General features: G+C 68.1%; 17 protein-coding genes and 7 pseudogenes. 10 read left to right on the top strand and 14 right to left on the bottom strand.

Going from position 1 to position 22,990, the window contains the following annotated elements:
* Positions 1-2 precede the first annotated feature (2 nt).
* From ACFYX0_RS35050 to ACFYX0_RS35035, 4 genes are all read right to left on the bottom strand, one after another.
* On the bottom strand, positions 3-2,396 hold the full coding sequence (locus ACFYX0_RS35050) for an ArnT family glycosyltransferase (protein ID WP_388976619.1): 2,394 nt from the start codon (positions 2,394-2,396) through the stop codon (positions 3-5).
* Between the two features lie 513 nt (positions 2,397-2,909).
* Entirely contained in the window at positions 2,910-3,752 is an 843-nt protein-coding gene (locus ACFYX0_RS35045; protein ID WP_388976616.1) for an alpha/beta fold hydrolase, read from the bottom strand.
* 115 nt (positions 3,753-3,867) lie between these two features.
* The gene (locus tag ACFYX0_RS35040) at positions 3,868-4,731 is read right to left on the bottom strand and encodes an SDR family oxidoreductase (RefSeq protein WP_388976614.1); all 864 of its coding nucleotides are present in this window, start codon (positions 4,729-4,731) and stop codon (positions 3,868-3,870) included.
* A 520-nt stretch (positions 4,732-5,251) separates the two neighbouring features.
* Positions 5,252-6,724, bottom strand: coding sequence for an MDR family MFS transporter (locus ACFYX0_RS35035; RefSeq protein ID WP_388976611.1), 1,473 nt, complete (start codon positions 6,722-6,724; stop codon positions 5,252-5,254).
* Positions 6,725-6,816: 92 nt separating this feature from the next.
* Here ACFYX0_RS35035 and ACFYX0_RS35030 point away from each other — a divergent pair, with 92 nt between their 5' ends.
* Complete coding sequence (locus ACFYX0_RS35030) at positions 6,817-7,377, top strand: TetR/AcrR family transcriptional regulator (protein WP_388976608.1); 561 nt, start codon at positions 6,817-6,819, stop codon at positions 7,375-7,377.
* A 525-nt stretch (positions 7,378-7,902) separates the two neighbouring features.
* Here ACFYX0_RS35030 and ACFYX0_RS35025 read toward each other — a convergent pair.
* Positions 7,903-8,913, bottom strand: coding sequence for an NADP-dependent oxidoreductase (locus ACFYX0_RS35025; RefSeq protein ID WP_388976644.1), 1,011 nt, complete (start codon positions 8,911-8,913; stop codon positions 7,903-7,905).
* Between the two features lie 109 nt (positions 8,914-9,022).
* Here ACFYX0_RS35025 and ACFYX0_RS35020 point away from each other — a divergent pair, with 109 nt between their 5' ends.
* The gene (locus ACFYX0_RS35020; RefSeq protein ID WP_388976605.1) at positions 9,023-9,616 is read left to right on the top strand and encodes a TetR/AcrR family transcriptional regulator; all 594 of its coding nucleotides are present in this window, start codon (positions 9,023-9,025) and stop codon (positions 9,614-9,616) included.
* A 288-nt stretch (positions 9,617-9,904) separates the two neighbouring features.
* Here the strand turns inward: ACFYX0_RS35020 and ACFYX0_RS35015 are convergent, their stop codons facing one another.
* Both ACFYX0_RS35015 and ACFYX0_RS35010 read right to left on the bottom strand, forming a co-directional pair.
* Complete coding sequence (locus tag ACFYX0_RS35015) at positions 9,905-10,684, bottom strand: MerR family transcriptional regulator (RefSeq protein WP_388976604.1); 780 nt, start codon at positions 10,682-10,684, stop codon at positions 9,905-9,907.
* A 4-nt stretch (positions 10,685-10,688) separates the two neighbouring features.
* A complete protein-coding gene (locus tag ACFYX0_RS35010; RefSeq protein ID WP_388976601.1) occupies positions 10,689-11,522 on the bottom strand; it encodes an alpha/beta fold hydrolase in 834 nt (277 codons plus the stop codon).
* Positions 11,523-11,965: 443 nt separating this feature from the next.
* On the opposite strand from ACFYX0_RS35010, the gene ACFYX0_RS35005 reads away from it, so the two are divergent.
* Positions 11,966-12,157, top strand: coding sequence for a hypothetical protein (locus ACFYX0_RS35005; RefSeq protein WP_388976600.1), 192 nt, complete (start codon positions 11,966-11,968; stop codon positions 12,155-12,157).
* A 921-nt stretch (positions 12,158-13,078) separates the two neighbouring features.
* The gene (locus ACFYX0_RS35000) at positions 13,079-13,348 is read left to right on the top strand and encodes a hypothetical protein (protein ID WP_388976598.1); all 270 of its coding nucleotides are present in this window, start codon (positions 13,079-13,081) and stop codon (positions 13,346-13,348) included.
* 616 nt (positions 13,349-13,964) lie between these two features.
* On the opposite strand, the gene ACFYX0_RS34995 is transcribed toward ACFYX0_RS35000, so the two are convergent.
* The gene (locus ACFYX0_RS34995) at positions 13,965-14,753 is read right to left on the bottom strand and encodes an SAM-dependent methyltransferase (protein WP_388976595.1); all 789 of its coding nucleotides are present in this window, start codon (positions 14,751-14,753) and stop codon (positions 13,965-13,967) included.
* Between the two features lie 161 nt (positions 14,754-14,914).
* Here ACFYX0_RS34995 and ACFYX0_RS34990 point away from each other — a divergent pair, with 161 nt between their 5' ends.
* The 3 genes and pseudogenes from ACFYX0_RS34990 to ACFYX0_RS34980 all read left to right on the top strand — a co-directional run.
* Positions 14,915-15,217, top strand: coding sequence for a transposase (locus tag ACFYX0_RS34990; protein WP_388976593.1), 303 nt, complete (start codon positions 14,915-14,917; stop codon positions 15,215-15,217).
* Entirely contained in the window at positions 15,217-16,086 is an 870-nt protein-coding gene (locus ACFYX0_RS34985; RefSeq protein ID WP_388976591.1) for an IS3 family transposase, read from the top strand. The genes ACFYX0_RS34990 and ACFYX0_RS34985 overlap by 1 nt, the downstream gene beginning before the upstream one ends.
* A pseudogene (locus ACFYX0_RS34980) lies at positions 15,983-16,300 on the top strand (helix-turn-helix domain-containing protein); the annotation flags it as partial. The gene ACFYX0_RS34985 and the pseudogene ACFYX0_RS34980, both read left to right, overlap by 104 nt.
* Before the next feature lie 599 nt (positions 16,301-16,899).
* Here ACFYX0_RS34980 and ACFYX0_RS34975 read toward each other — a convergent pair.
* A pseudogene (locus ACFYX0_RS34975) lies at positions 16,900-17,568 on the bottom strand (RNA-guided endonuclease TnpB family protein); the annotation flags it as partial.
* Positions 17,569-17,624: 56 nt separating this feature from the next.
* On the opposite strand from ACFYX0_RS34975, the pseudogene tnpA reads away from it, so the two are divergent.
* A pseudogene (tnpA, locus tag ACFYX0_RS34970) lies at positions 17,625-17,929 on the top strand (IS200/IS605 family transposase).
* A 93-nt stretch (positions 17,930-18,022) separates the two neighbouring features.
* Here the strand turns inward: tnpA and ACFYX0_RS34965 are convergent.
* Positions 18,023-19,201: a GDSL-type esterase/lipase family protein gene (locus tag ACFYX0_RS34965; RefSeq protein WP_388976588.1), complete on the bottom strand. Its 1,179-nt coding sequence runs from the start codon at positions 19,199-19,201 to the stop codon at positions 18,023-18,025.
* 144 nt (positions 19,202-19,345) lie between these two features.
* Positions 19,346-19,856, bottom strand: a pseudogene (locus tag ACFYX0_RS34960) (TetR/AcrR family transcriptional regulator); the annotation flags it as partial.
* A gap of 70 nt (positions 19,857-19,926) precedes the next feature.
* On the opposite strand from ACFYX0_RS34960, the pseudogene ACFYX0_RS34955 reads away from it, so the two are divergent.
* Positions 19,927-20,084 (top strand): annotated as a pseudogene (locus ACFYX0_RS34955) (FBP domain-containing protein); the annotation flags it as partial.
* Between the two features lie 162 nt (positions 20,085-20,246).
* On the opposite strand, the pseudogene ACFYX0_RS34950 reads toward ACFYX0_RS34955, so the two are convergent.
* From ACFYX0_RS34950 to ACFYX0_RS34940, 3 genes and pseudogenes are all read right to left on the bottom strand, one after another.
* Positions 20,247-20,450: pseudogene (locus ACFYX0_RS34950) on the bottom strand (IS110 family transposase); the annotation flags it as partial.
* Positions 20,451-20,637: 187 nt separating this feature from the next.
* Positions 20,638-20,838, bottom strand: a pseudogene (locus ACFYX0_RS34945) (SDR family NAD(P)-dependent oxidoreductase); the annotation flags it as partial.
* Positions 20,839-20,887: 49 nt separating this feature from the next.
* Positions 20,888-21,775 (bottom strand): SDR family NAD(P)-dependent oxidoreductase, encoded by an 888-nt coding sequence (locus ACFYX0_RS34940; RefSeq protein WP_388976585.1) that lies wholly within the window; start codon positions 21,773-21,775, stop codon positions 20,888-20,890.
* 72 nt (positions 21,776-21,847) lie between these two features.
* Here ACFYX0_RS34940 and ACFYX0_RS34935 point away from each other — a divergent pair, with 72 nt between their 5' ends.
* Positions 21,848-22,789: a LysR family transcriptional regulator gene (locus ACFYX0_RS34935; RefSeq protein ID WP_388976582.1), complete on the top strand. Its 942-nt coding sequence runs from the start codon at positions 21,848-21,850 to the stop codon at positions 22,787-22,789.
* The last annotated feature ends 201 nt before the right edge of the window (positions 22,790-22,990 follow it).

Here is a 22,990-nt window from a genome sequence, read left to right as displayed (position 1 = left end):
GATCACTGGCCGGGGACGCACCGGTACAGCGTCTGTGCGGTGGCTTCTCCCTCAGCCGCGCCGGTGACGTCCGGGGCGGTGGAGGCGGCGCCGGAGGAGTCCGAGCCTCCGTAGGCGGTAGCGGGGACGTGGGTGCAGGTGGACCGCACCCAGTCGGTGATCTCGGTGCTGGTTGTCGTCCCGCCGCCGAACCGTGATCCCATATCGCGGCCGCCGCCCAGCAGCACGTACTGGAGCTTGCCGGAGCTGACCAGCTGCCGGAACTGCGTTTCCGTCGGGAACGGCACCTTGCCGCTGAAACCGCCCAGCGGCAGAACACGCGCGCCGGTGCCGAGGATGTAGGGGGATGCGCTGTTCCAGCTAGTGGCGGCGAAAACATAGGCGGCCGAACCCCGACGCGCGGTGGTGTAGTCGAGCAGCTTCCGTTGGCTTGCGGTGAGTTTGCCGTCCTCGCTGAAGCCGCCGAAGCCGCCCATGCCTCGGCGGCCCGCACCGATGTCCCGCGCCGTGCCGCCTCCCCAGGGCGTCCGGCCGATCCGCGGGGCCGCCGAAGTCACCGAGCGGTGGCCGCGGTTCATGCCGGAGGGGCCGACCGCACCCATGCCGGAACTACCGTACGAGGGGTTGAAGATCTGCACTGCCCACGCGCTCGGCGCGATCAGTACGGCCGCGAGGGACGCGGCCAGTCCGGCGAGGGCCAGCCGCCCGCCGGAGGCGGCGCGACCAGGAAGGGACAGCACCAGGAGAACGACGGCGACGAGACCGAGTACGCCCACCGCGGGCCCCAGCCACGGCAGGAACGACGGGAACTCGCCGGCCAGGTACGCGCTCCACGTCGCCGTCGCCGCCACCGCGGCCGGCAGCACGCAGGCGCGTCGGCCGCCGGCCCGGAAGGCGCGCCACATCAGCGCGACGCCGCCCCCGGTGAGCGCGGCGAGCGGCACCGCGATCACGCCCATGTAGTACGTGTGGCCGCCGACGCTGCCCGCGCTGAAGACCATGAAGTATGTGATCAGCCAGGTGCCCCACAGCGCGAACCCGGAGCGGATCCGGTCGGTGCGCGGCTTGCCCCGGCGCCAGAGCAGACCGCAGACAAGGGCGATGGCGGCGATCGGGTACAGCCAACCGGTCTGCGAAGCGAGCGCCGTGTCGAACATCTTGGACCAGCCGTTCTGGCCTCCGCCCAGGCCGCCACCACTACCGCCACCGGCCTGGCCCTTGGCGCTTGCCCAGGATCCGCCGGCCTGACCGCCGGCTTGCCCCTGGAAGGCTTGGCTGCCCTGCGCGCCGGCCACACCGGTGTGCCGGTGATGGGTGCCGCGAATGGCTCCGGTGCCGTTCTTCTGGCCATTCCCCTGGACGGCTCCGTCCTGCCGGCCGCTGCCGCCGTACCGGCCGGCACCGGACCCGCCGTTCAGGCCGTACTGCCCTGCCGGGCCGCCCTGTCCCATCCGGTTGGCACCCGCGGCCCCGTTCGGCCCGCCATGGCCGCCCCCGCCGCCCTGCGTCGCGCTCACACTGCCCGTGGAAGCGGCGCTGATGCCGAGCGACGAGAAGCGATTCAGGAAGTTGTAGCCGACCACCATGCTGAACGCGGAGTTGTTGGTGGTGCCATCCACGTAGGGTCGGTCCTTGGCGGGGGTGAGCGTGACGGCGAGCATCCAGGACGCCGACACAGCGGTCATCACCAGGGCCGACAGGCCCAGATGCGCGAGCCGCTTCCGCCGCGCGATGGGCGCCGACATCAGGTAGACCAGAGCGAGCGCGGGAAGCACTGCCCACGCCTCCAGCATCTTGGCCTGGAAGCCGAGCCCGACCCACACACCGGCGAACATCAGCGGGCGCAGTCGGCCGTCCCGGGCCGCGCGTTGCGTGGCCTCAGCCGCAAGCAGCACGCACAGCGTGAAGGCGGGGTCCTCGACCGCTGTGCGGAAGAGTCCCACGGCGACCGGGGTCACCAGAAACGCCGTACTGGCGATCAGCGCCGCCGGTACGCCGGCCCAACGGCGCACCAAACGGTGCAGGACCAGCAAGCTCGCCACTCCCTCGATGACCTGAGGCAGAGTCAGCGCCCATGGATGGAATCCGAAGATGCGAGCGGAGAGTGCTTGCGGCCACAGGAATCCCGGCAATTTGTCCAGTGTGATGGAATTGCCAGGGTCGAAAGAGCCGTAGAAGAAGGCCTTCCAGCTCTCCGTCATGCTGCGAGCGGCGTTCGCGTAGAACGTGTGGTACTGGCTGTGCTCGATCCCCCAGGTGTAGAGCACGGCCGCGAGTACGGTGATGACCAGGAGCGCGGGGCGCGCGTACACGGGTTGGTCCACCGGCGATCTCCAGGGCGCGCGACGATCGGCACTGGTAGGGCGGGCGGACAGGTCGAGGACAGTTGTTGCCATGCCCAGCAGTCTTCGATACCAGACGAGCTCGCCACGCCAAAGAGGCCCGATTTCAAGGAAATTCTTGTGAGACTCAGGGAAATCCTTTGACTGGCCTGGGTGAGATTTCAATCTGCGCAGTACAGATCATTACCTGCCCCACTAACCCGCGGAACACAGGAATTACACAGTGGAGACACAGTCTGTTTCCTGCGAACTGAGGAGGTGGCGAGTCCGGGGAATGGCCCGCCCATCGCATTTCGCGCGATGTCTGGTGACAGACTGCGACTCCCGGCCAGGGCGGCCATCGACTCTCTGGGCGGGTTCCGATGCCGCAGCGCTCGCCGCCGTCGACTCCGCTCGAGGACCACCTTCAGGTCGGGAACGCCGGGGTTCGTCCGCCGGCGTGTCTGGATCGGTGCGAAAGGAGCAGACAGCGGCTGACGCATTCCTGATGAGTCGTCAGTCTTAGGCTCCCCTCTTTTGCAGTACCTCGGCGAGAGGCCGTGCGCTGCTCGGGTGCTGTCCGTTCACCTACCGGTGACCGGAGTCGCGGGCCGCGCTGACGATGAGATCCGTGACCGCCTGGGGGTGGGAGACCAGGGACACGTGCGAGGAGTTGATCTCCACCGTCTTGCGCGCGTGCGCGCGCTTGGCCTCGTACCGCTCGAGGCTCGGGTCTATGGCCCGGTCCTGCTTACCGACGAGCACGTAGACCGGCTTGTCCCGCCAGGCCGCCTCGGTGAGCTTGTCGGTCAACGCCGACTGCGCGATCGGGCGCTGTGTCGATGCCATGACGGACGCTTGTTGCTGTGAGAGGTCCTGGGCGAAGGTCGCGTGGAGCTTGGTGGGCTCAATGTACACGTCGGTGCCCGTCGTGCCGTCGCCGTTGCGGAACGGCACCTGCTTGAAAGCCTGGGCGATCGGGGCGGCCGGGAACTTGCCCGAGAGGCTGGCGAACGACTCCCCCTTGTCCGGCATGATCGCGTTGACGTACACCAGTGCGGTGACGTTGTCGACACCGGCTGCGGCCTGCGAGATCACCTCACCGCCGTAGGAGTGTCCGACGAGAACGATCGGCCCCTTTATGGTCTTCAGGAGGCTGTTGAGGTACGTCGAGTCCTGGGGTATGCCGCGCAGCGTGTTGGGCGGGGCGATGACCCGGTAGCCGTCCCGCTGCAGGCGCTGCACCACGGCGTTCCAGCTGGAGCCGTCGGCGAATGCTCCGTGCACGAGCACCACGGTCGGTTTCTGACCCTCCGACGCCCTGCCGACGTCGTCTGCGGCGTCAGCCGGCACCAAGGTCAGGGCGGAGAGCACCGCCACTCCGAGGGCCAGTCCGCCCTTGCCTGATTTCGATATCCCAGAGACGGTCATGTGCGTCCACTTCCTCGGCGTATCGCGTCCACTTCCTCAGCGCATAACGTGAACTCGGCTGTGAGCGGCTCCAGCGCATCTCGGGCCGGACTGCGGTCGGTCGGGCGGGCGGTCGTCAGCCGGCGACGGGAGTTTCAGGCTGCATCTCGTAGGAGTGCTGAATGGCCTGATGCCTGGTCCCGAGGCCATCCGTGACCTTGCGCTCCCAAGGAGCCTGCTGGAGGCGCTTGGTCTCTTCGATCATCGACTTGGGCTCCAGATTGCGGAAACTGTCGACCTCTCCGGCAGCGACGGACGTCAACGTCGCATAGACCGCTTCAGGATCGAACTGCGCTCGGGGGAAGGCGAGCTTGGAGTAGTCAAAAAGCCGCTGAGACGGGTCGTCCTCCCAGCTCTCCCAGGTCTGGAACATCCGGTCGTTGAAGCCGGTCAGGAATGGCCCCGGGTTGACTGTGGCGACTTCGATGTTGTGCTCTTGCAGCTCGTAGGCCATGGTTTCAGCGATCGCCTCGATGGCATGCTTGGAAGCGGAGTAGATGCCGGTGAAGGGGTTGACGTTCAGACCCTCCCGGGATGAGACCCAAACGATTCTTCCGGCGCCACGCTTGACCATCTGCTTGGCGATCCCCTGCGTGAGGAGCAGCGGTCCGGTGACGTTTACCTCGAACTGGTGCCGGATGTTCGGTGCGGGAATGTCGACCGTGGAGCCGCCTTCGCCGGCTCCTGCGTTGTTCACGAGGATCTCCACACCCCAGTTGAGGGCCTTGCGGCGATCACCGTCGTTGGTCACATCGAGCTTTTCGACCTGCAGGTTCACCTCTCGCTCGGCCGCCTGCCGCTTCAGCGTCTGGACCTGGGCGTAGATCTCCACCGCGGCGATCACGTCGAAGCCCTTTTCCGCCAAGCGCATCGCGGCTTCATGTCCGAAGCCGGTGCCCGCTCCGGTGATGAGGACCTTCTTGAGTGCTGCACTCGCCATGTCGATGTGCGTCCTTTCGTGCTGGCCCGGCGGTCATCTACGCCCTTGCCCCCGAATGCGCTCCACGTGTAGCGGACTGAGGCATCCCGGCACGCTGTCCGTCTATGTGAGCATGCCTTCTCTCACAGGTACCGGCGACTCGGCGAAGAGCCTGAGCAGGTCGGCGTTGAGCTCGGCGGCGTGTCTGAAGAGGCGCGGAACTCCTCAATCCCCCAGCCCGTCGCCGCGTTCCGGGGTGCTCGGGCCAAGGCATGGTCGGGGGCGCGGTCGGGCGTGCTGGTGAGTCGGGCTATCAGAAGTTGCGGAATGCCTTCAGTCGCGGCCCGGGATTCGCGGGTCGCCACCGGTGGAGGGGATCGTCAGCACGGCAGCCACTGCCCTGCCCGGGTCCACGAGGACGACGACGGAGGGCAGGACTGACCGTCATCAGCCAGCCATTGGCGCCGGTTGCTCCTTGCGAGCGTTCTTCCGCCCGGTCTTCGTCCTCGTTCGGGCACGCCGGCAGGCTCGCGTGCTGGGCCTAGACAGTGCCTTCGGCTTCGGTTCGGTCGGCCGGGGCCAGTGGCTTGCGGCGGCCGGGCAGGAGCAGGCAGAGCGGTACGGCTACGGCGGTGAAGGCGATCGACCACCAGAAGGCGTCGCCGAAGCCATCGGCCAAAGCGTCCACTGTGCGGGAGCCGCCGGCTGTGTGCTGGAGGATGACGGCGAGCACTGCGGTGCCCACCGAACCGCCGATCTGCTGGGCGACACGGGTGATGATGCTGGCGTCGGGAATCCCCGAATGCTCCAGGCCGATGTAGGCGGCGCCGGTGAGCGAGACCATGGCGGCGCCCATGCCGATGCCGCGCACGAGCAGTGCGGCCGTGAGCAGCACCTTGCTGGTGTCGGCGGTGGCGAAGGCGAACGGCACGGTGGCTGCGGTGACAAGGGCGAATGCGGCGAGGGCGACCCAGCGGGAGTCGATGCGGTCGGTGTAGTCGCCGGCCCGGGTGCGCGCGATAAGGGCGCCGACGCCCTGCGGGATGAGGAGCAGTCCGGCGCCGAGCGCGTCCTCGCCGCGGACCTGCTGCCAGTACAGCGGCAGCAGCAGCATCGATCCGTACAGGGTGACGCCTGCCAGGAAGACCAGGGCGGAGGAGGAGGCCAGCGCGCGGTGGCGGAGGAGCCGAAGGTCGACCAGCGCGTCGGCGCGCCGCGGTGCCCAGGCGGTGAAGCCGACGACCAGGGCGAGTCCGCCGATGAGCGGCACGAGCACCTCGGCGCTGGTGAAGCCCGCGCTGCCTGCGACCCTGGACAGGCCGTAGATGACGGCGGCGACCCCCGGGGAGAGCAGGAGCAGGCCGACGAAGTCCAAGCGAGCACGGGGAGGGGTGGGTGCGGGACGGTCGTCGGGCAGGTTGCGCCAGGCCAGCCAGCCGCCGACGAGGCAGAAGGGGATGTTGACGAAGAAGATCCAGCGCCAGTCGGCCAGGCTCAGGATGACGCCGCCCAGGACCGGGCCGAGGATGGGGCCGAGTGCGGTGGGCAGGGTGACGGTGGCCATGACCTTGCCGATGTTGCGGCCCTTGGCGGCCTGGATGACGAGGGTGGCCATGAGCGGCATCATGATGCCGCCGCCGATGCCCTGGACGACACGGACGACGATGAGACTGGTCGCGTTCCACGCCAGTGCGCTCAGGATCGAGCCGAGCAGGAACATGCCCAGCGAGGCGATCCACAGGCGTTTGCCGCCGAGCCGGGACTGGGCCCATCCGGCGAGAGGGATGGTGACGAACACAGCCAGCAGGTAGCCGGTGCTCACCCACTGGATCGTGGACAGCGGGGCGTGCAGTTCCCTGGCCAGCTCGTCGAGGGCGACGGTGACGATGGTGGTGTCGAAGACGACGGCGAGGGCACCGACGATGACGGTGAACGCCAGGCGCCACACGGCAGGATCGACGCGGTCGGAGTCCGGCGCCGCAGACACGGTCCGGGTCCCGGGTGGAGTGCTCATGAAGAACCGCCCTAAGATATAGAGTCCTATCTTGCGGGCGTCAGAGTAGGGCGCCGAAATAAGATAGGAAAGTCTATCCAAGGAGGGCATGGATGCCTGAGCGGCGCCGCGGAGCGGCACTGGAGAAAGCGCTCCTCGATGCGGCCTGGGAAGAACTCACGGCCAACGGCTACGCCAGGTTCACCATGGACGCCGTCGTCAAGCGCGCCGGCACCAGCCCTCCCGTGCTCTACCGCCGCTGGCCCGACCGCGACGAGCTCGTCAGGGCGACCATCACTCATGTCCTGCAGCAGAACCGGGTCGACACCCCCGACACCGGGAGCCTGCGCGAGGACGTCCTCACCCTCATGCGGACGATCAACGCCACCCGCGTCGAGGCCATCACCCTCATGAGCGTGCACCTGGCCGGCTACCACCAGGAGACAGGCACCAGTCCCGGCGACCTCCTCGCCGCAGGACACGAGAAATCCGCGGACGTGCTCTTCGACCGCGCCGTCGACCGCGGCGAGATCACACCGGAACACCTCAGCGAACGCATCAAGTCCCTCCCCTACGACCTGCTGCGCCACGAGATCCTCACGACCTTCGCCCCCGTGCCCGACCACGTTCTCGAGGAGATCGTCGACACGATCTTCCTCCCCCTCCTGCGCTGACCGCGGCGCCTCTCGACCCCGACACCCTGGCGCGGGCATCCGCATCGGCCATGCCCGCGGGGCTGCCTTGGTTGGTGGCCTACTGTGCCGGGACCTGTCTCGTGGGCGGATGGTGGGGGCCGACGTCCGGCTGGCGGTGCGCGATGTGCCGCCGCACTCCCCCATCATTCCCGCACACGGTGATGGTGCGCGGTGAGGTCGGGAGGGGGAGACCTTTCCTCCGGGGCGGTGGCGAACGTGGTCAAGGGGCGTGCAGTGCGTGCACGGCATCCGATGTACGCAACGGCCCGTGAGCGCACCGCGTGTGGTGGACCGGGTGAAGACCACTGCCGCAGCATCGTGGTGCGCACCGTGAGCGTGCGCAGCGTGGTCGGTACGCACCGACTGAACCGGCCCCTCGCTTCGGCGCTACGAGCATCGCGGCCGCCTGGCCGGGAGGCGCGCCCGAAGGTCTCCCCCTCGGGGTCTCGGCGGCCACGAGCGCCTGAGAACGAGCGCCGGACGTGCCTGTGAAGCGCCTCGTTCCTAAGCGACCGTGAGCACGATCTTGCCTTGGATATGCCCTCGGGCGGCGCGTTCGTGCGCCGCTCGGGCATCCGCGAGCGGGAACGTACTGTCGATCACGACTCGAACCGTGCCCGCGTCGAGCAGGCGTCCCAGTTCGGCGAGCTGCGCGCCGTTCGAGCGGACCTGGGTGCCTGAGACCGTGACGCCCAGCTTCGCGGTCTCTTCGTCGTCGTATTCGCCGAAGAACACGGGGAACAGGGCGCCGCCGCGCTTGAGCGTGCGCAGGAAGCGACCGCTGTCGCGGCCGCCGACTGTGTCGAGAACAAGGTCGACGTCGTTCACGAGCTCCTCAGGACGACTCTTGGTGTAGTCGATGAACTGGTCGGCGCCGAGCTCGCGCAGGAACGATTCATGCGCGCCCGATGCCACCGCGATGACATGTGCGCCCTTCCATTTCGCCAGCTGTAGTGCGAAGTGCCCCACGCCGCCCGCGGCGCCGTTGATGAGCACCGTCGTGTCGGCGTCGAGTGCCATCGGACGATGCTGTGCCGCCTGGAAGGGCGAGGGGTGATCGTGTCCGAGCTCGATCAGGAACTGCCATGCCGTAAGCCCGGCCATGGGCGCCCCGGCGGCGTGCACGTGATCGATGCCGGCCGGCTTGCGTGCGAGGTCCGACGCGGGCGCCACCACGTATTCGGCGTATGCACTGCCGTCGAAGCTGGGGAAGCGAAGGAGACCGAAGACTTCATCGCCGACGGAGAGGTCGTCCACATCCGCGGCGACGGCCTCGACGACGCCCGACACGTCGGTCCCCGGAATCACGGGCAAGTCGAACTTCGGCCTCGTCTCCGGAGGTATGTTGCTCAGCCCGTCGCGCAGGTACCAGTCCGGAGGATTGATGCCTACCGCGTGAACGCGAACGAGCACCTCACCCGGCCCTGGCTCGGGAATCGGCACCTCGTCGTAGCGCAGCACCTCAGGGCCGCCGTGCTCATGGACCCGGATCGCCCTCATCGTGTGTGTCGGCATCATTTTCCCCTGCCCGCGCCGCGGGATAGACTTTCGGATCAGTGATCCGAATATCCGGACCACTGATCCGAATATATGGACCACCGATCCGGATAGTCAAGAGGGACAGATGCGGGCCGACGCCAGAAAGAACCACGACCACCTACTCGCAGTCGCGGGCGCCGTCATCACCGAGCAAGGCGTCGACGCATCGCTGCGCGACATCGCACGCAGGGCCGACGTCGGGCTCGCCACTCTGCTCCGTCACTTCCCGACACGCGAGGCGCTGCTCGACGCCCTGCTCCGCACGAGCTTCGACGAGCTGACGACAAAGGCAGCCGAGCTCGAAACGTCGAGCTCGCCCGAAGACGCGCTGGTGTCGTGGCTACGCGACTTCGTCGCCTGTGCCCGCGACTATCGCGGCGTCGTCACGTCGATGATGACGGCCATCGAGGACACCCAGTCCGCACTTCACGCTTCCTGCGTCACGATGCGCGCGTCCGGCACGCGACTCCTTGCCCGCGCTCAGGCTGAGGGCACGGCACGAAGCGACATCGACGGCACCGACCTGTTTGCGCTGGCCGGGTCACTCGCGTGGCTCGGTGATCAACCCTCGCTCGCGCCACGCGCCGATCACCTCTTCGATGTTGTCACGAGCGCGATCCTGACGAGTACGGGGAACAGCGATGCCGAGGCGGAACGCCACCCTCAGGCCCGTAGCTGAAACCGTCGCGCACGGAGCGGCGGACTCGGCCGCGCGCTCGGCAAGGAACGGTTCGACGCCGAGATCGCCAAGGCGGTCAAAGGCACCCGCAACGAGCCGTGCGCTCCCGGAAGCGCACGACCGCCGCCAAGCGGCTCAAGGCCTTGGTCGGCTCCCGACGGCCAGTCCTGCCCGCCGCCGTCCTCATCAACCACCGGCACATCCGGGTCGCGCAGGGGACGCAGCACACCATCACGCTGACCCGGTTGCCTGCCATGTCCAACGGCCGCCTGGCGCGGGTTGCTGTCTTCAGGCATCCACGATTCCGCGAACCCGCGCGTCTCGCATTTTCGCCTGGATCAACAGGGTCAGTCGGGTCCAGCCAGGCCGCTCGTCTTCTCCGTGGTGAGTGAGCAGTTCGTAGCGGGTCGCGCCGTCGTCGCGGTTCTGGAGGCCGCTCAGCGTAGGCAGCAGTGAGGGGTCGGCGAGGAAGTGGGCCGCCACCTCCTCGGCGAGTTCCTCGATCCGGGGGTCGTCGGGGTCCCAGTTCCCGGCGCTCCAGGTGAGCTTGATCAGGGCGACGTGCCGAGGATCATCGAGGCCGTTCTCGATCTGGGAGAGGTACTCGTCGAAGCCCTCCGGCATCAGGGCCCTGACCAGGATCAGGGCCTCTCGTGCCGTCGTCACGTCGTCCGCGGTGAATCCGAGCGCAAGCATCCGATCCAGCAGCGCGAGAGCACGGTCGGGCAGCAGAACCCGGTCGCCGTGGGCGAATTGGCGCAGCGTCTCGCGCCGCGCGATCAGCTCGTCGATCCGGCTGGTGAGGCTCTCCTCGACATCGACGAGCGCGGCCGCGAACTGATCGGGATCGGCATCGAGTATGGTGCCGATCCCGGCCAGCGGTACACCTGCGCCGGCCAGTGTCCGGACCTGGACCAGCCGCAGCAGGTCGGCCGTTCCGTAGCGTCGGTAGCCGGAGCTGTCGCGGTGGGGTTCGTCGATCAGGCCGTTCTGGTGGTAATGCCGGATGGTCTTCACCGTGACGCCGGCGAAGGCTGCGGCTTGGCCGATGGTGATTCCGTCTGTCATAGCGTCAGTTGACCCCGGTGTGCGCCGCGTCGGCAACTTCTCGAACGGCCGTGGCGATGGCCCGGAAGTCCTTGCGCACGATGGTCGTGTGCTTGCTTCCGACCGTCGCGCTCACCTTCACGTTGGGGTTCCGGGCGAGGATCGGGTCCAGCGTGGCACGCATCGCCGCCAAACCTTCCGCGGTGCCACCGAGGCTGGCACCCGAGGCGACGAGAAACCGCATCGGGAAGGTCACGAGGTCGAAGACCGGGTCGCTGGCGGCGACGATCTCGTTCAGCTCTATGTTGACCTCGGCATGCTGGGAGGCGCTCATCCTCGCGGCCATGCCCAGCGGGCGGACGAACGGCATCATCCAACCGAAGCGCCGGAACATCTTCCGGATCTCCTCCCGGCCGGCCTCTGGACCTCCCTCGACGGTGGCGAGGTAGTCCCACGGGTAGCCGCCGTCGACCATGACCACACCAGCGACGCGGTCCGGGTTCCGGGTGGACCAGTGCAGCGCCAGCGCCGCACCGTAGGACCATCCCACCAGCAACGGCCGCTCCGCCCCGGTCGCATCAAGAACGGCGTCGATATCGCGGATGCAGGCGTCGAAGGAGTAGTCCGCCGACTGCTTCGACCGCCCGCGGGCCCGCTCGTCGTAGGTGATGTGCCGATACTGGTTTCCCAGTTCGACGGTGACGTGCCGCCAGTTCTTCTGTGTGGCGTAGGAGCCGTTGAGGTAGACCACGGGCTGACCGGGACCACGAGTGTCGGTGACGGCCAGTGCCGTGTCCTCCACCGACACCATGCCGGTCCAGGGGGAGTTGGGAATCAGGTCCGAGTTCGAGTTCGTCATACGTTCAGCGTGAGGCCTGACCTTAGGTCAAGGTCAACCTCGAAATTCCCACAGTTCGCTACACGAGCCTGTGCCTGTGCCTGTGCCGAGCGGACCGGGTCCTCGCTCTTCGTGACCGCTTCTGTCCGTCACGCATGCCGCAAGTCTCCACTGCCCGGGAGTGGTTGACGGCGGTGACCTGACGCCGAAGCCGCCGCAGAGTTCGTCGGCACTGGGCCGCTGATGCCGGCCAGGCCCTCGATGCGCACCCGCACCGGCCGGTATGCACCCGGCGCGCCGCACGATCGTGAAGTGCGCGCCGGAACGCTGCCGCATTGCCGATGCGGTAATGCCGGGCACGGCGGCCGGCGGGGCTTCCTGCGGCGAAGTGGCGGCGCCCGGCTGCGCGGAGCCGTTTACGCTGCTCGCGCAGCCGTTTCTTCTCCTCAGCCTTGTGACGCGAGGTGTGGCACGGCACTTCACAAGCCGGGGCGGTCGACGTCCCGAAGTTCACCACGGCGTCCGTCAACGCCCTGCCCGGCCCACGCCCCGAGGTCAACTGGGAGCAACTGCGCAACTTCGGGAAAGAACGACGCTCCCCGCTCACCACTCTGGTGAAGGCCCAGCAGCAGGAGAAAGGGGCCGCCGCGGTGTGAGCCGATGCCTTGTTCCCGCAGGAACGCAGCCGGCGCGGTGGTGCTCAAGGCGTCGACGCGGGTCTTGGTGACCGTGTGGGCGGCTCGCCCGCCACGGAGCAGGGGGTGGACACGTCTTTCTCCGGCGCCGCCATGGCCAGGGCGCTGGCCTCGCCCACGGAAGTAAACGCCTTGCTCTGGGCGGACACGGCCACGAGGGGCTCGGGCGTGCAGACAACGCGTTCGTGGACCCGATGCCAATGGCGCGCTTTGCCTTCCGGGCTCCGGGCCGGGGTCCCCCTGGTACCAGCCGATAGGCTGCTCCGGCCCTGGGTGCGGATCGATAGGATGAACTTTCAGATGCGTGTTGCTTGGCGTGTGACCACGACTTTGTCCCTCATGGCACTTGCCGGCTGCAGCGGTTCGGCGGCTCCAATTGACCATGCCGCTGGGTCAGATGTTAGTGCGGGCCCATGCGTGAACGATGAACGTTCGGAAATCGGTGGTGTCTCCACACAGTTCTTCCGTTGCGCACTCACCGTGCATAACCGGAAGAACCATACTCAGGCATACACGATCGGACTCACCTGTTCCGGCGACACACTCGGGACGTCCCACAACGCGGGAACTGCCCTGTACTACGTGGCACCGGGGCACTCGACTTTTTCCAGCGTCGGGATGATAGCCAATGCCCCCGAGCCCGACGCGCCTACCTGCCATGTCTCCAAGGCGACCCGCCGCGACCTGGACCCTGGCCTCGCAGGCGTTACACCCGAGCCCTCACCTACAGGCGCCCTTGCCGAGGCACTGACCTCGCAGACTTCGCAGCACCCTTCGCCCCCAACGGACACCCCTACCGACAACTCTTCCGTCGGACTACCTACGGGGGACGCCCCGAGCCCAACCCCGACAGACGACCCGAATTCCGACGTCGCGGCGCCGATGCAGACACCTGACGGCAAGAGCTTCGCGGCGGTCGTACTCAATCAGGACAGCGTTCCGCACGGTTACCGCATCACATACTCATACAACGCATATACGGACGCCACCGGCAAGTACCACCCAGCGTTCAAGATCACCGTGACGGTGCCGCGAGCCGACCCTGGCCGTGAAGTGGACGCCCCCACGTTCAATGCCGGCGACGGACCAGGTACGCCAGACGGAGGTGAAGGCACCTGGCACTGGCAGGCAGCCCTGCTGCCGCCGAAGTAGTCCCCGCGAGTGGGCGCGGCAGTGAGACCCAGGGCATGTCTCCTTGAGAGCACTCCCCCAACAGCGGAGCCATCGCGCCGCGCGAAGGCCCATACCATGGCGCCTTCGATAGTCCGTGGACTTGCTCTGTCGAACCAAACTGACGTCCCTCATCGATCACGGCCTTGGCCGTCACTCGGGCGATGCCGTGGTGCCGGAGAAATGTGTCGAGTTCCCAGCCCAGCATCCACTGAGCGCTCGAGGCCGCCCGGAGGCCAGCCGGCGGGACAGCGGCGGAACAGTCGCCTCGCGGATGAGACGCGACCGTCAGCTCGATCATGACAAGGTGAACCACGGCTTCGGATCGGGCGGCCAACATCTCGTGGTCGCGTGTGAGACGCCGATGAAGGACCAGCCACCGCCGTTTCGCTCCACGGCCCAGCGCTTGGGCAGTGAATCCCCTGGTCCCGAGGCTGCGTCCGACGACTTCCGGGTCGATGCCGAGCCGGCCGGTGTGCTCGACGAGTTCCTGGCGGTGGCCACCGTCCACCCAGACATTGCGAAGGGTGGGCGGCGGCGACGCGGGCTGGTCGGCCGGGCCGCATCGCAGCCCCGCCGTTACCCCGGTGCCATACGTTCAGAGGACGCGGGCAACCCCCGCGTAGATACCGCTCCCTTCTGGCACGGAACCCGAAGCGGACGGGACCCACTCCGTAGCCGTCACCAGGCCGGGAGCCACGAGTTCCAAACCGTCGAAGAACTGCTCCACCTCGGCGCGCGCACGGAATCCGAGCTGAATGCCGCCCTTGGCGTACTCTGCGGTGACCTGGGCGGCAAGTTCCGGATACAGATCGGATGCCGCGTGTGACAGCACCAGATAGCTTCCCGGAGACAGCTCGGCCACCAGATCCCGGACGATGCCGTGGGCGATCCGCTCATCGGGGATGAAGTGCATCAGCGCTATCAGCGACAGCGCGATCGGGCGGTCGAAATCCAGGATCCGCCGGGCGTGCTGGACAATGCCTTCCGGCTGCCGTACGTCGGCCTGGATGTAGTCGGTCACTCCCTCGGGACGGCTGACCAGCAACGCCTCGGCGTGGCGGAGCACGATGGGGTCGTTGTCGGTGTATACGACCTTCGCCGTCGGCAGAATGTCCTGAACGATCTGGTGCAGATTGGGCGCGGTCGGAATCCCCGTGCCGATGTCCAGGAACTGGTCGACACCCTGCTCGGCGAGCCAGGCAGCGGCCCGGTGCATGAACTGCCGGTTCTGCCGGGCCGCGGCCTTCGCCTCAGGCGGCAACTGCTCGCCTACCGCCTCATCGACCGGATAGTTGTCCTTGCCGCCGAGCAGCCAGTCGTAGACCCGCGCAGGATGCGCTTTGCCAGTGTCTATCGGCACGGACGGCTGTGAGGCGGTCGTCATAGCAACTCCATGGAGCCGGTGAATGGATCAGACCAGTACGGGGACACCTTATCCAGGAGTGCGAAGCAGTGTGCGCGGGAGCGGAGACCGCTGGTATGCCTCGGGTTCAATGGGGCCGGGTTGCTGGAGAATTGACTACCCATCGGCCTCCGGAGGCCGTCATGCCCCGCAGCTATCCGCCCGAGTTCCGCCGCCGTGTCCTCGATCTGGTCGCCTCCGGCCGGAAGATCGCCGAGGTAGCCACGCTCCTCCGGATCAGCGAGCAGACCATCTATGTCTGGCGCCGGCAGTATCTGATCGACACCGGGCAGATGCCCGGTGTCCCAAGCCATGAGCAGTCCGAACTGACCGCAGCACGCAAGCGGATCGCAGAGCTCGAGGCCGAGCTGGCCGTCCACCGGCGGGCATCCGAACTACTCGGAGAGACCACCTCCCCAAAAGGCGGTTCGCGGCCATCCGAGTGATGGCCGGCGAGGGGCGATCGGTGCAGCGGGCCTGCCGAGCACTGCACGTGGCGGAGTCGGGCTACTACGCCTGGCGCGACTGGCCACCCTCGGCCCGTACGGTGCGGCACGCCTGGCTGACCGAGGCCATCGTCGGCATCCACACCGCATCCCGCGGCACCTATGGCTTCCGTCGCATCCATGCCGAACTCGACCTCGGATCAGGTATCCGCGTCGGCCACGGCACCGTAGAACTGCTGATGCAACGAGCCGGTCTGCAGGGCCTGCCCGGCAGCCGTCGCCCCGCCGCATACGGCAAGCGCCCTCGGCCACGGATCTGGTGGAACGGAACTTCAACCGGCACGCCCGCGACCAGTTGTGGGTCACCGACATCACTTGAACACCCCACGATGGAACACAAGGAGTACTGCGCGGTGGTCCTCGACACCTTCTCCCGTAGGGTGGTGGGCTGGTCCATCGACGCCTCGCCCACCGCCGCCCTGACCACCAACGCGCTGAGCATGGCCATCGGCAACCGCCGTCCGCAGCCGGGCGGCACGACCATCCACTCGGACCACGGGGTCCAGGGCGGATTCAATCGGTCGTTGCAACACCTCGTCCTCGGAGGTGTTGATGGGCAGGCCAGCAGGGTGGATGGCGGCGTTGACCGGACGGTCGCCGATGAAGTCCCCGGGTGCGCCGGCGCTTCGACGGGAAGTCGAACGTCAGTTCTGGCGGGAAATCGCGAAGGGGTTGCTCGCCGAGGAGGCGGCAGCCGCGGTTGGCGTGTCCCAGGCGGCGGGTTGCAGATGGTTCCGTCACGGTGGCGGCATGCCACCAATGGATCTTGCTCCGCAATCCGGCCGGTACCTGTCCTTTCACGAGCGTGAAGAGATCGCGATCCTCAAAGCGCAGGGCATCGGAGTCCGGGAGACCGCACGGCGTCTCGGCCGTGATCCATCGACGGTATCCCGGGAGCTGCGGCGCAACGCCGCGACCCGTGGTGGCCGACTGGACTACCGGGCTTCGGTCGCGCAGTGGAAGGCCGACCTCGTGGCCAGGGGCCCGAAGACAGCGAAGCTGGCCGCGAACGACCGGCTGCGCGACTAGGGTGAGCGGCTCAGCCAGGCGGTCCTGCATGATGCAGCGCCTTTGCGGACGTCAGCATGCTCACTGCCCGCAACGCCTGGGTTCCCGGCCTTGGGACAACAGGTGGTCCGCGGGGAACGCCGCAGCCGACTCGGCATATATGTCACCCGCCTCCCGTTGGGCCGGCAGCGAGCGCAGGAGGTGTTCGACGACCGGGTCGGCCTTCCCCAGTCCAGCGGACATCGCTTCGAAGTCCGGCTCGCGTCTGCCCAGTTAGCGGCCGTCTGCCTGATGACGGCCTGCGGGATGTGCACCTGGACGGTGGACAGGGCCGATGTCGCCGCGTAGCTGCGCACTGTCGACCGGCCTGGCACCATGAGTTCCAGCCGCCCGGCCGTCCAGCGGCGCTTGGCCGATGGCCCTCCGGAGTTGACCTGCATGACGGCTTGTCCGGCCGTGCACAACACCAGCCTGCAGGCCGGAGGTTCCGGGTGGCAGCAGGTCCTCGACCTGGCGTGCGTGCGCGAGACACTGCACGAGCAGCAATCGCCGGTAGTCGGCGTCAGTCCAACTGCATTGACATCCTCGCCGCTCTGAAGGACGGCGAGTCCCACCTACCGCGCTGTTGTCGGCTGCGGTTTCGGGTGGGTTCCCGCTTCGCCGCACTGTGCCGGGACGAGTTCCGGTCTTACCTGCGCTTCACGGGCTGACGCAGCCAGTCCCGCCGGCTTGGCGACGTTGACCGCCGCGTTGATGTCCCGGTCCAGGAGCGCCCCGCGCGCCTCACAGGTCCACGTGCGGACGTGCAGGGGCTTCGGGCCGTCCTTCACGCCGCATGCCGAGCACACCTGGCTTGTGGGCTCGAACCGGCCGATCCGGATGAAGGTGCGCCGATACCGGGCGGCCTTGTACTCCAGCATGCTCACGAACGCCGACCATCCGGTGTCGTGGACGGACTTGGCCAGGCGCGTGCGCGCGAGTCCCTTCACCGCCAGGTCCTCCACTGCGACCGCTTGGTTCTCGCGGATCAGCCTCGCGGAGAGCTGGTGTTGGAACTCGCGACGCGCGTCCGCGACGCGAGCGTGTGCCCGTGCGCCGCGGGGCCTTGCCTTGTCCCGGTTCCTGGAGCCCTTCTCCTTGCGGGACAGGGCCGGCTGTTGCTTCTTCAGCCGCTTCTCCGCCCGGCGCAGGAAGCGGGGAGAGTCGATCTTCGTCCCGTCCGACAGCACCGCGAAGTGCCCCAGGCCGAGGTCGGTGCCGATCTCGGGCGTGGTCTGCGCCAACATCTCGGCCGGGCCGGTGTACAGGCCGTCACTGTGTCTTCCGTAAGCATGTTCACTTGAATTTCGTGAACAAGTACCGGCATTCCGGCTTCGCCGACTGGAATCTGACGCGCTGTGAGGAGACCACGCGAAGCGTCAGGACTTCGAGGCCGAGCTGACGGAGTTCAACGGCGAGGCCAACCACGTCCACCTGCTCGTCAATTTCCGCCGATAGTCGCCATCTCGAAGCTGGTGGCTTCGCTCAAAGGCGTGTCCTCACGCAGGCTCCGCCAGGAGTTCCCCGACCTCGTCCGCCACTACTGGCAAGCACGCGCCGTGGTCGGACTCGTGCTTCGCCGGGTCCGACGACGGCCACGGCTGATACGCGCTAGTCGGCGTGAGGACGCATCACTAATGTGAACTCCGCTTACAGCGCGACCAGTTAGCGATCGCGGCCTGCGTGACCGTCCTCTGGTCAGCCGGTCTTGGGCCCGAAGGGGCCGCCGTCGCCAAACGCGAGCCGCCCGAAGTTCTCGCCGATGCGGCGGTGTCCTGCCGGATCAGGGTGGACCTCGTCGGGCAGCGGGAATTCGGCATAGTCCCTCTCGCCGTAGAGGTCACGGCCGTCGAGGTAGTGCAGGTTCGGGTCGTCCGTCGCCCGCTTTTCAACGATACGAGCGAGTTCGTCGCGGATGACGTTGAGCGTCAGGCGCCCGGCGGCGCGTTCGGCCGGATCGCCCGTGGCCTTGAACCGCAAGGTGCCGCCGTCGAAGTCGGGTGCGAGGGGGCCTGGGGTGTCCTCCTGGACCGGGCACAGGATGGGAGACACGACCAACAGGGGTGAGGCCGGGTGTCCCTCGCGGATGGTGTCGAGGAAGCCGTGGACCGCAGGGGTGAAGGCACGCAGGCGCATCACGTCCGTGTTGACGACGTTGATGCCGACCTTGACGCTGATCAGGTCCGCGGGTGCGTCCCGCATCGCGCGCGCGGTGAACGGGTCCAACAGCGCGCTGCCGCCGAATCCCATGTTGACGAGTTCCACGCCGCCCTGGGCGGCTGCCATGGCCGGCCAGATGGCGGTCGGATGCGTCGCGTTGGAGCCGTGGCTGACGGAACTGCCGTGGTGCAGCCACACCCTGCGCCCGCTGTCCCGCCTCTGCTCCACGGGGGCGTTGGTGCGCAGGGCGATCAGCTCGGTGATCTCCGTATGCGGGAGCCAGATCTCGATGTCCTTGTCACCCGTCGGCAGATCGGTGAACCGGGCGGCGCCGACAGGCCCCTCCGACAGTTCGGAGGACTGGGTGACCATGTCGGTGATCGTGCGTACGTTGCCGCCGACCACCGTGGCCTGGGCTGCGAGACGGCCATCGACCAGCAGGTCGTACACGCCGTCGGCGGGGGCCGGGAAACCTCGGTAGACACGCTTGGTGGGCAGCGTGTCCAGTTCGATCGTGGTGGCCCGGGTGCGGAAGACCAACCGCACGCCGGAGGGCTGGGCTTCGGCCATGGCCAGTTGGTCATCAGGGATCTGGCGGCGCGCCCGGGCGGGCAGTCGATGCGGCAGCAGACCGTGCGCGGTCGCTTCCACATCGAGGAAACCGCGCAGGATGTCCGCGGTGACAGGTGTGGTGATCATGTCGTGCTCAGTGTTCATTGTCTCAACCTGTTGATCAAGATTTCCGGAATGTTTCAGATGCGCCGGTGCCCGGCGCGGCGGTCCGTCTCCAACGCCGGACGGCTGGTCGGGTGTGGTCCGGTTACGCAGTGGAGCGTCGAGGGAGTCCACGATCCGGGCTCAGGACTCCTGCGCGTCGGGGGCGCGCGCTGCACTCGAAGCCTCCGGCCAGTTCCAGGCTGACGTAGCCGTGGAAGACGCTGCCCAGCATCCGGACCGCGTGCGTCTGGTCCGGCTCTGTCAGGTCGTGGCCGCGCAGGATCGCCCGCGCCATCTGTGCGTGCCGCGCCCCGGCGCTGGCTGCCGCCGTCTCGGGATCGAGCCGGAGGCGGGCGGCGGCGTAGTGACCAGCGTGCTCCCGGGCGTAATCGCGGTAGACATCCGCGAAGGCCGCCAGGGTGTCCTTGCCGGCCCGCCCGGCCAGGGCATCGGCGGCCCGGTCGGCGAGTTCCTCCAGCGCGAGCGGGGCGGTCCTGGTCTTGAGCTCCCGGGAGTTCTTCACGTGCGAGTACAGACTCGCGACCTCGACGTCGAACCGCCGGGCGAGCGCCGAGACGGTCGCCTGATCGAAACCGTCGTCCAGTTCCGCCCCCGCCAGGGTCAGCCGCTCCAGGGTCAGTCCCGCCCTAACCATGACCTTCCTTCCATACAACGACATGCATTAAGTATTTGCCTAAAACTTTTAGGCAAATGAGCTTCCGCCCATGAGACCACTACCCGAGCGGGAGATCCGCACCGCCTTCGCGAACTGCACCAAGGGCGAGGCCAAGCGCCTGTCCGTCCCCCAGGACCCCGCCTAGCGCCCCTGGGACGACCTGGACTCCTCGGCTGGAGAGACCCCCAGGCCCCGGGTCGGGCCTACCCGCCACCCACCTGTCAGCCGCCCGGCGCGAGGCCGTCGACGGCCTGCCACCGCTACCTGACCGGCCACCTCGATGAGCTCCACTACGACACCGCGCTCAACGGGGGGTGGCCGATCGCCACCGGCGCGGTCGAGGGCGCCTCTCGCTGCCTGATGAAGCTTCTATATCCCGTCAACCCGCATCGCCGTAGCGGCGCTGTTGAGGTGGCGATAGAAGCGTCGGGCGAGGTATCGCTTGAGACAGCGGCGGATCTCGCGGTCCGTCTTGCCTTCGGTGCGCCGTCGGTCGGCATAGGCGCGGGTTTGGGGGTGGTGCACCATGCGGACCATGGCGATGACGTTCAGGGCGCGGTTCAGGCGCAAATCAGAACGGTGTTCAGTTCGGGGGCGGCCACAAGCACGGGGGTCGTCGTCGGCGCGATCATCAATCCCGAAGACGGATGTCACATGGGGAGGTCCGGTCGCTCGGTGACTGCCAAGACAGCCGCCGAATCCCTGCTCAGGTGTAGTTCACATGCACTCCAGCTCGCCTACGCCATCTCGTGGCCGCCGGCTTGCCGACACGTTCGCCCGCCGCCATGTCCCGGACTGCGAGGGTGACGTTCGCACCGGAGGCCGCCACGGCGCGGGCCGTCTCCGTCCCGAGACCGGAGGAGGCACCGGTGACCACGGCGCGGCGGCCGGTGAGGCCGATCCCCTCCGCCACCTCGGTAGCCGTGCTGGAGAAACAGAACGGGGTGGTGATGGTACTCATGAGTGAACGCCTTGCTGAGTACTGAGGTGTGCGTGACGGCCCTGGCCGTTCAGGGCGTCAGCATCCGGTCCTGCTCCACCGGAGGTGTGCCGTCATGCCAGGGCAGGGCCTTGCCGAAGCGGACCAACTCGCCGTAGAGGGCGGGATCGACGTGTTCGGCGAAGACCAGGTCGAGCACGGCCGCGGCGGCCTGGGCCGGCGACTGCGCCTGGCTGTAGTCACTGAACCACGGGCGCGAGGTGGCGGTGTCGACCATGCCGGGACACACGGAGGCGACCAGAGTGCCACTGGCGAGGTCGTGTACACGGCGTTCCGCGGAGAACGCGCGGACGGCGGCGACCTGAGCCACCTTCGAGGGCACGTTCAACCAAACCGGCCAGCCCGCCTCCTGCGCGCTCCCGCTGTGGATGGCACTGCGCCACGACTCCACGGCGTACTCGACCTGCTCCAGGCTGGCGCCGTCGAACCACTGGTGCAGCCGCGGGTCGAGATGGCCGAGGGTACCCAGGCTGCTGGCCACGACGAGCAGCCGGCCACCCGGACGCAGGGCAGGGCCGAAGGAGCGCAGGATCGCGTGCGTGGCGGTGTTGGAGACGTCGATGAACTCGTCGGCCCGATCGGCCTGTGACTCCTCGGGCAGCACCCGGGCCACCGCGTTGGAGATGACGATGTCGGCCCCTCCGCACCGAGCGCGAAGGTCCTCGGCAAGACGGGCGATCGCCTCGGTGTCGGCGACGTCCAGGACCCTGCCCTCGACACGGGCGCGGGTACCGGGCAGCCCGCCGACCTCGCGCGCGGCGTCTGTCACGCGCTGCCGGCTGCGGCCGGTGAGCAGGACCAGGTCGTCCGGGTTCATCCGGGATGCCAGCCCTTCGACGAGAGCGCGGCCGAGGCCTTGGTTGGCGCCCGTGACGAGGGCGATACGGGATGCGTTCATGCCCACCACGCTAGAAAGACCCGCGGCCATGAGTCCAACGAAAGTTCGGCACGGCTAGTATGCGCAAACGTCATGGACTTCACGGATGTGTCACTGACCGCGCTGCGCGTCTTCCGGGCCGTTGCCGAACAGGGAACGTTCACCGCGGCCGCCACGTCGCTGGGCTACACCCAGTCGGCGGTGTCCCGACAGATCGCTGCGATCGAACGGGCTGCGGGGGCGGAGTTGCTGGAGCGGCGGCGCGACGGCGTGCGGCTCACCGCGGCCGGTCGCGTCGTCATGCGCCGCGCGACGGTCGTGCTCGACGAGATCGACGCGACCGCGCGCGAACTGTCCGGCCTGCCCGGGCAGGCCGGCACGGTCCGCCTGGGCTGGTTCCCCAGCGCCGGCGCCGTCCTGTTGCCCCGAGCCCTCGCCTCCCTGCGCCGGACGGACCCCGGCCTGCAGGTTGTCGGCCGGGAAGGCAGCACCCCGGCGCTGGTGCGTGCCCTACGGGCCGGCAGCCTCGATCTGGCCCTGCTCGCGTCGGGGCCGCCGTTCCGGCCGCCGGACGCCGAGTCGCCCCCGCTCGCGCTGCAGACGCTCACCGAACGCGCGCTCTGCCTGGCGGTGCCCGCGACCCACCCGTTGGCCCGCGGCGACTTCGTCGACGTGGCCGACCTGCGCGGCCAGCGGTGGATCGCGGGCTCCTCCTCGGGAGAGGACCGGCTGATGGGCGTCTGGCCGGGCCTGGACGAGCGGCCCGAGATCGCCCACACCGTCCGCGACTGGCTCGCCAAGCTCCAACTGGTCGCCGCGGGCTGCGGACTGACGACCGTGCCCGCCATCCTCGCTTACGCCACGCCACGGGGCGTCCGCGTCCTGCCCGTTCGCGGCGGCCCCCAGGAACAACGACGCCTACTCCTGGCCCGCCTTCCCCACCCGCCTGCCGAGTCGGTCACCCGCGTGGCAACCGCCCTCCGCGCGGCGGCCCTCGACGCCGACACACCCGCTCCCTCCTCGCCGCCCTCGTGACGACGGAGCGAGCATGTGCGGCGTTTCCCGGCTGCACGGCGGCACTGTGGTGGATCGGCGCGGGCCGTCAGTCGTTCTTCGGCGATCTACGCCACCTGCTCGCGCGAGTCCTGCTCGTACAAGGCCGCCGCCGGCTGTCTCGGCCACCCTCACCGACCCCCCGGTCCAGGGTGCGACGCTCGCGCTGATCCTGGAGACCAT

This window comes from Streptomyces sp. NPDC002573 (assembly GCF_042889625.1).
GTDB classification, from domain to species: Bacteria; Actinomycetota; Actinomycetes; order Streptomycetales; family Streptomycetaceae; genus Streptomyces; species Streptomyces gibsoniae.
This window is presented reverse-complemented; position numbering and strand designations above follow the sequence as displayed.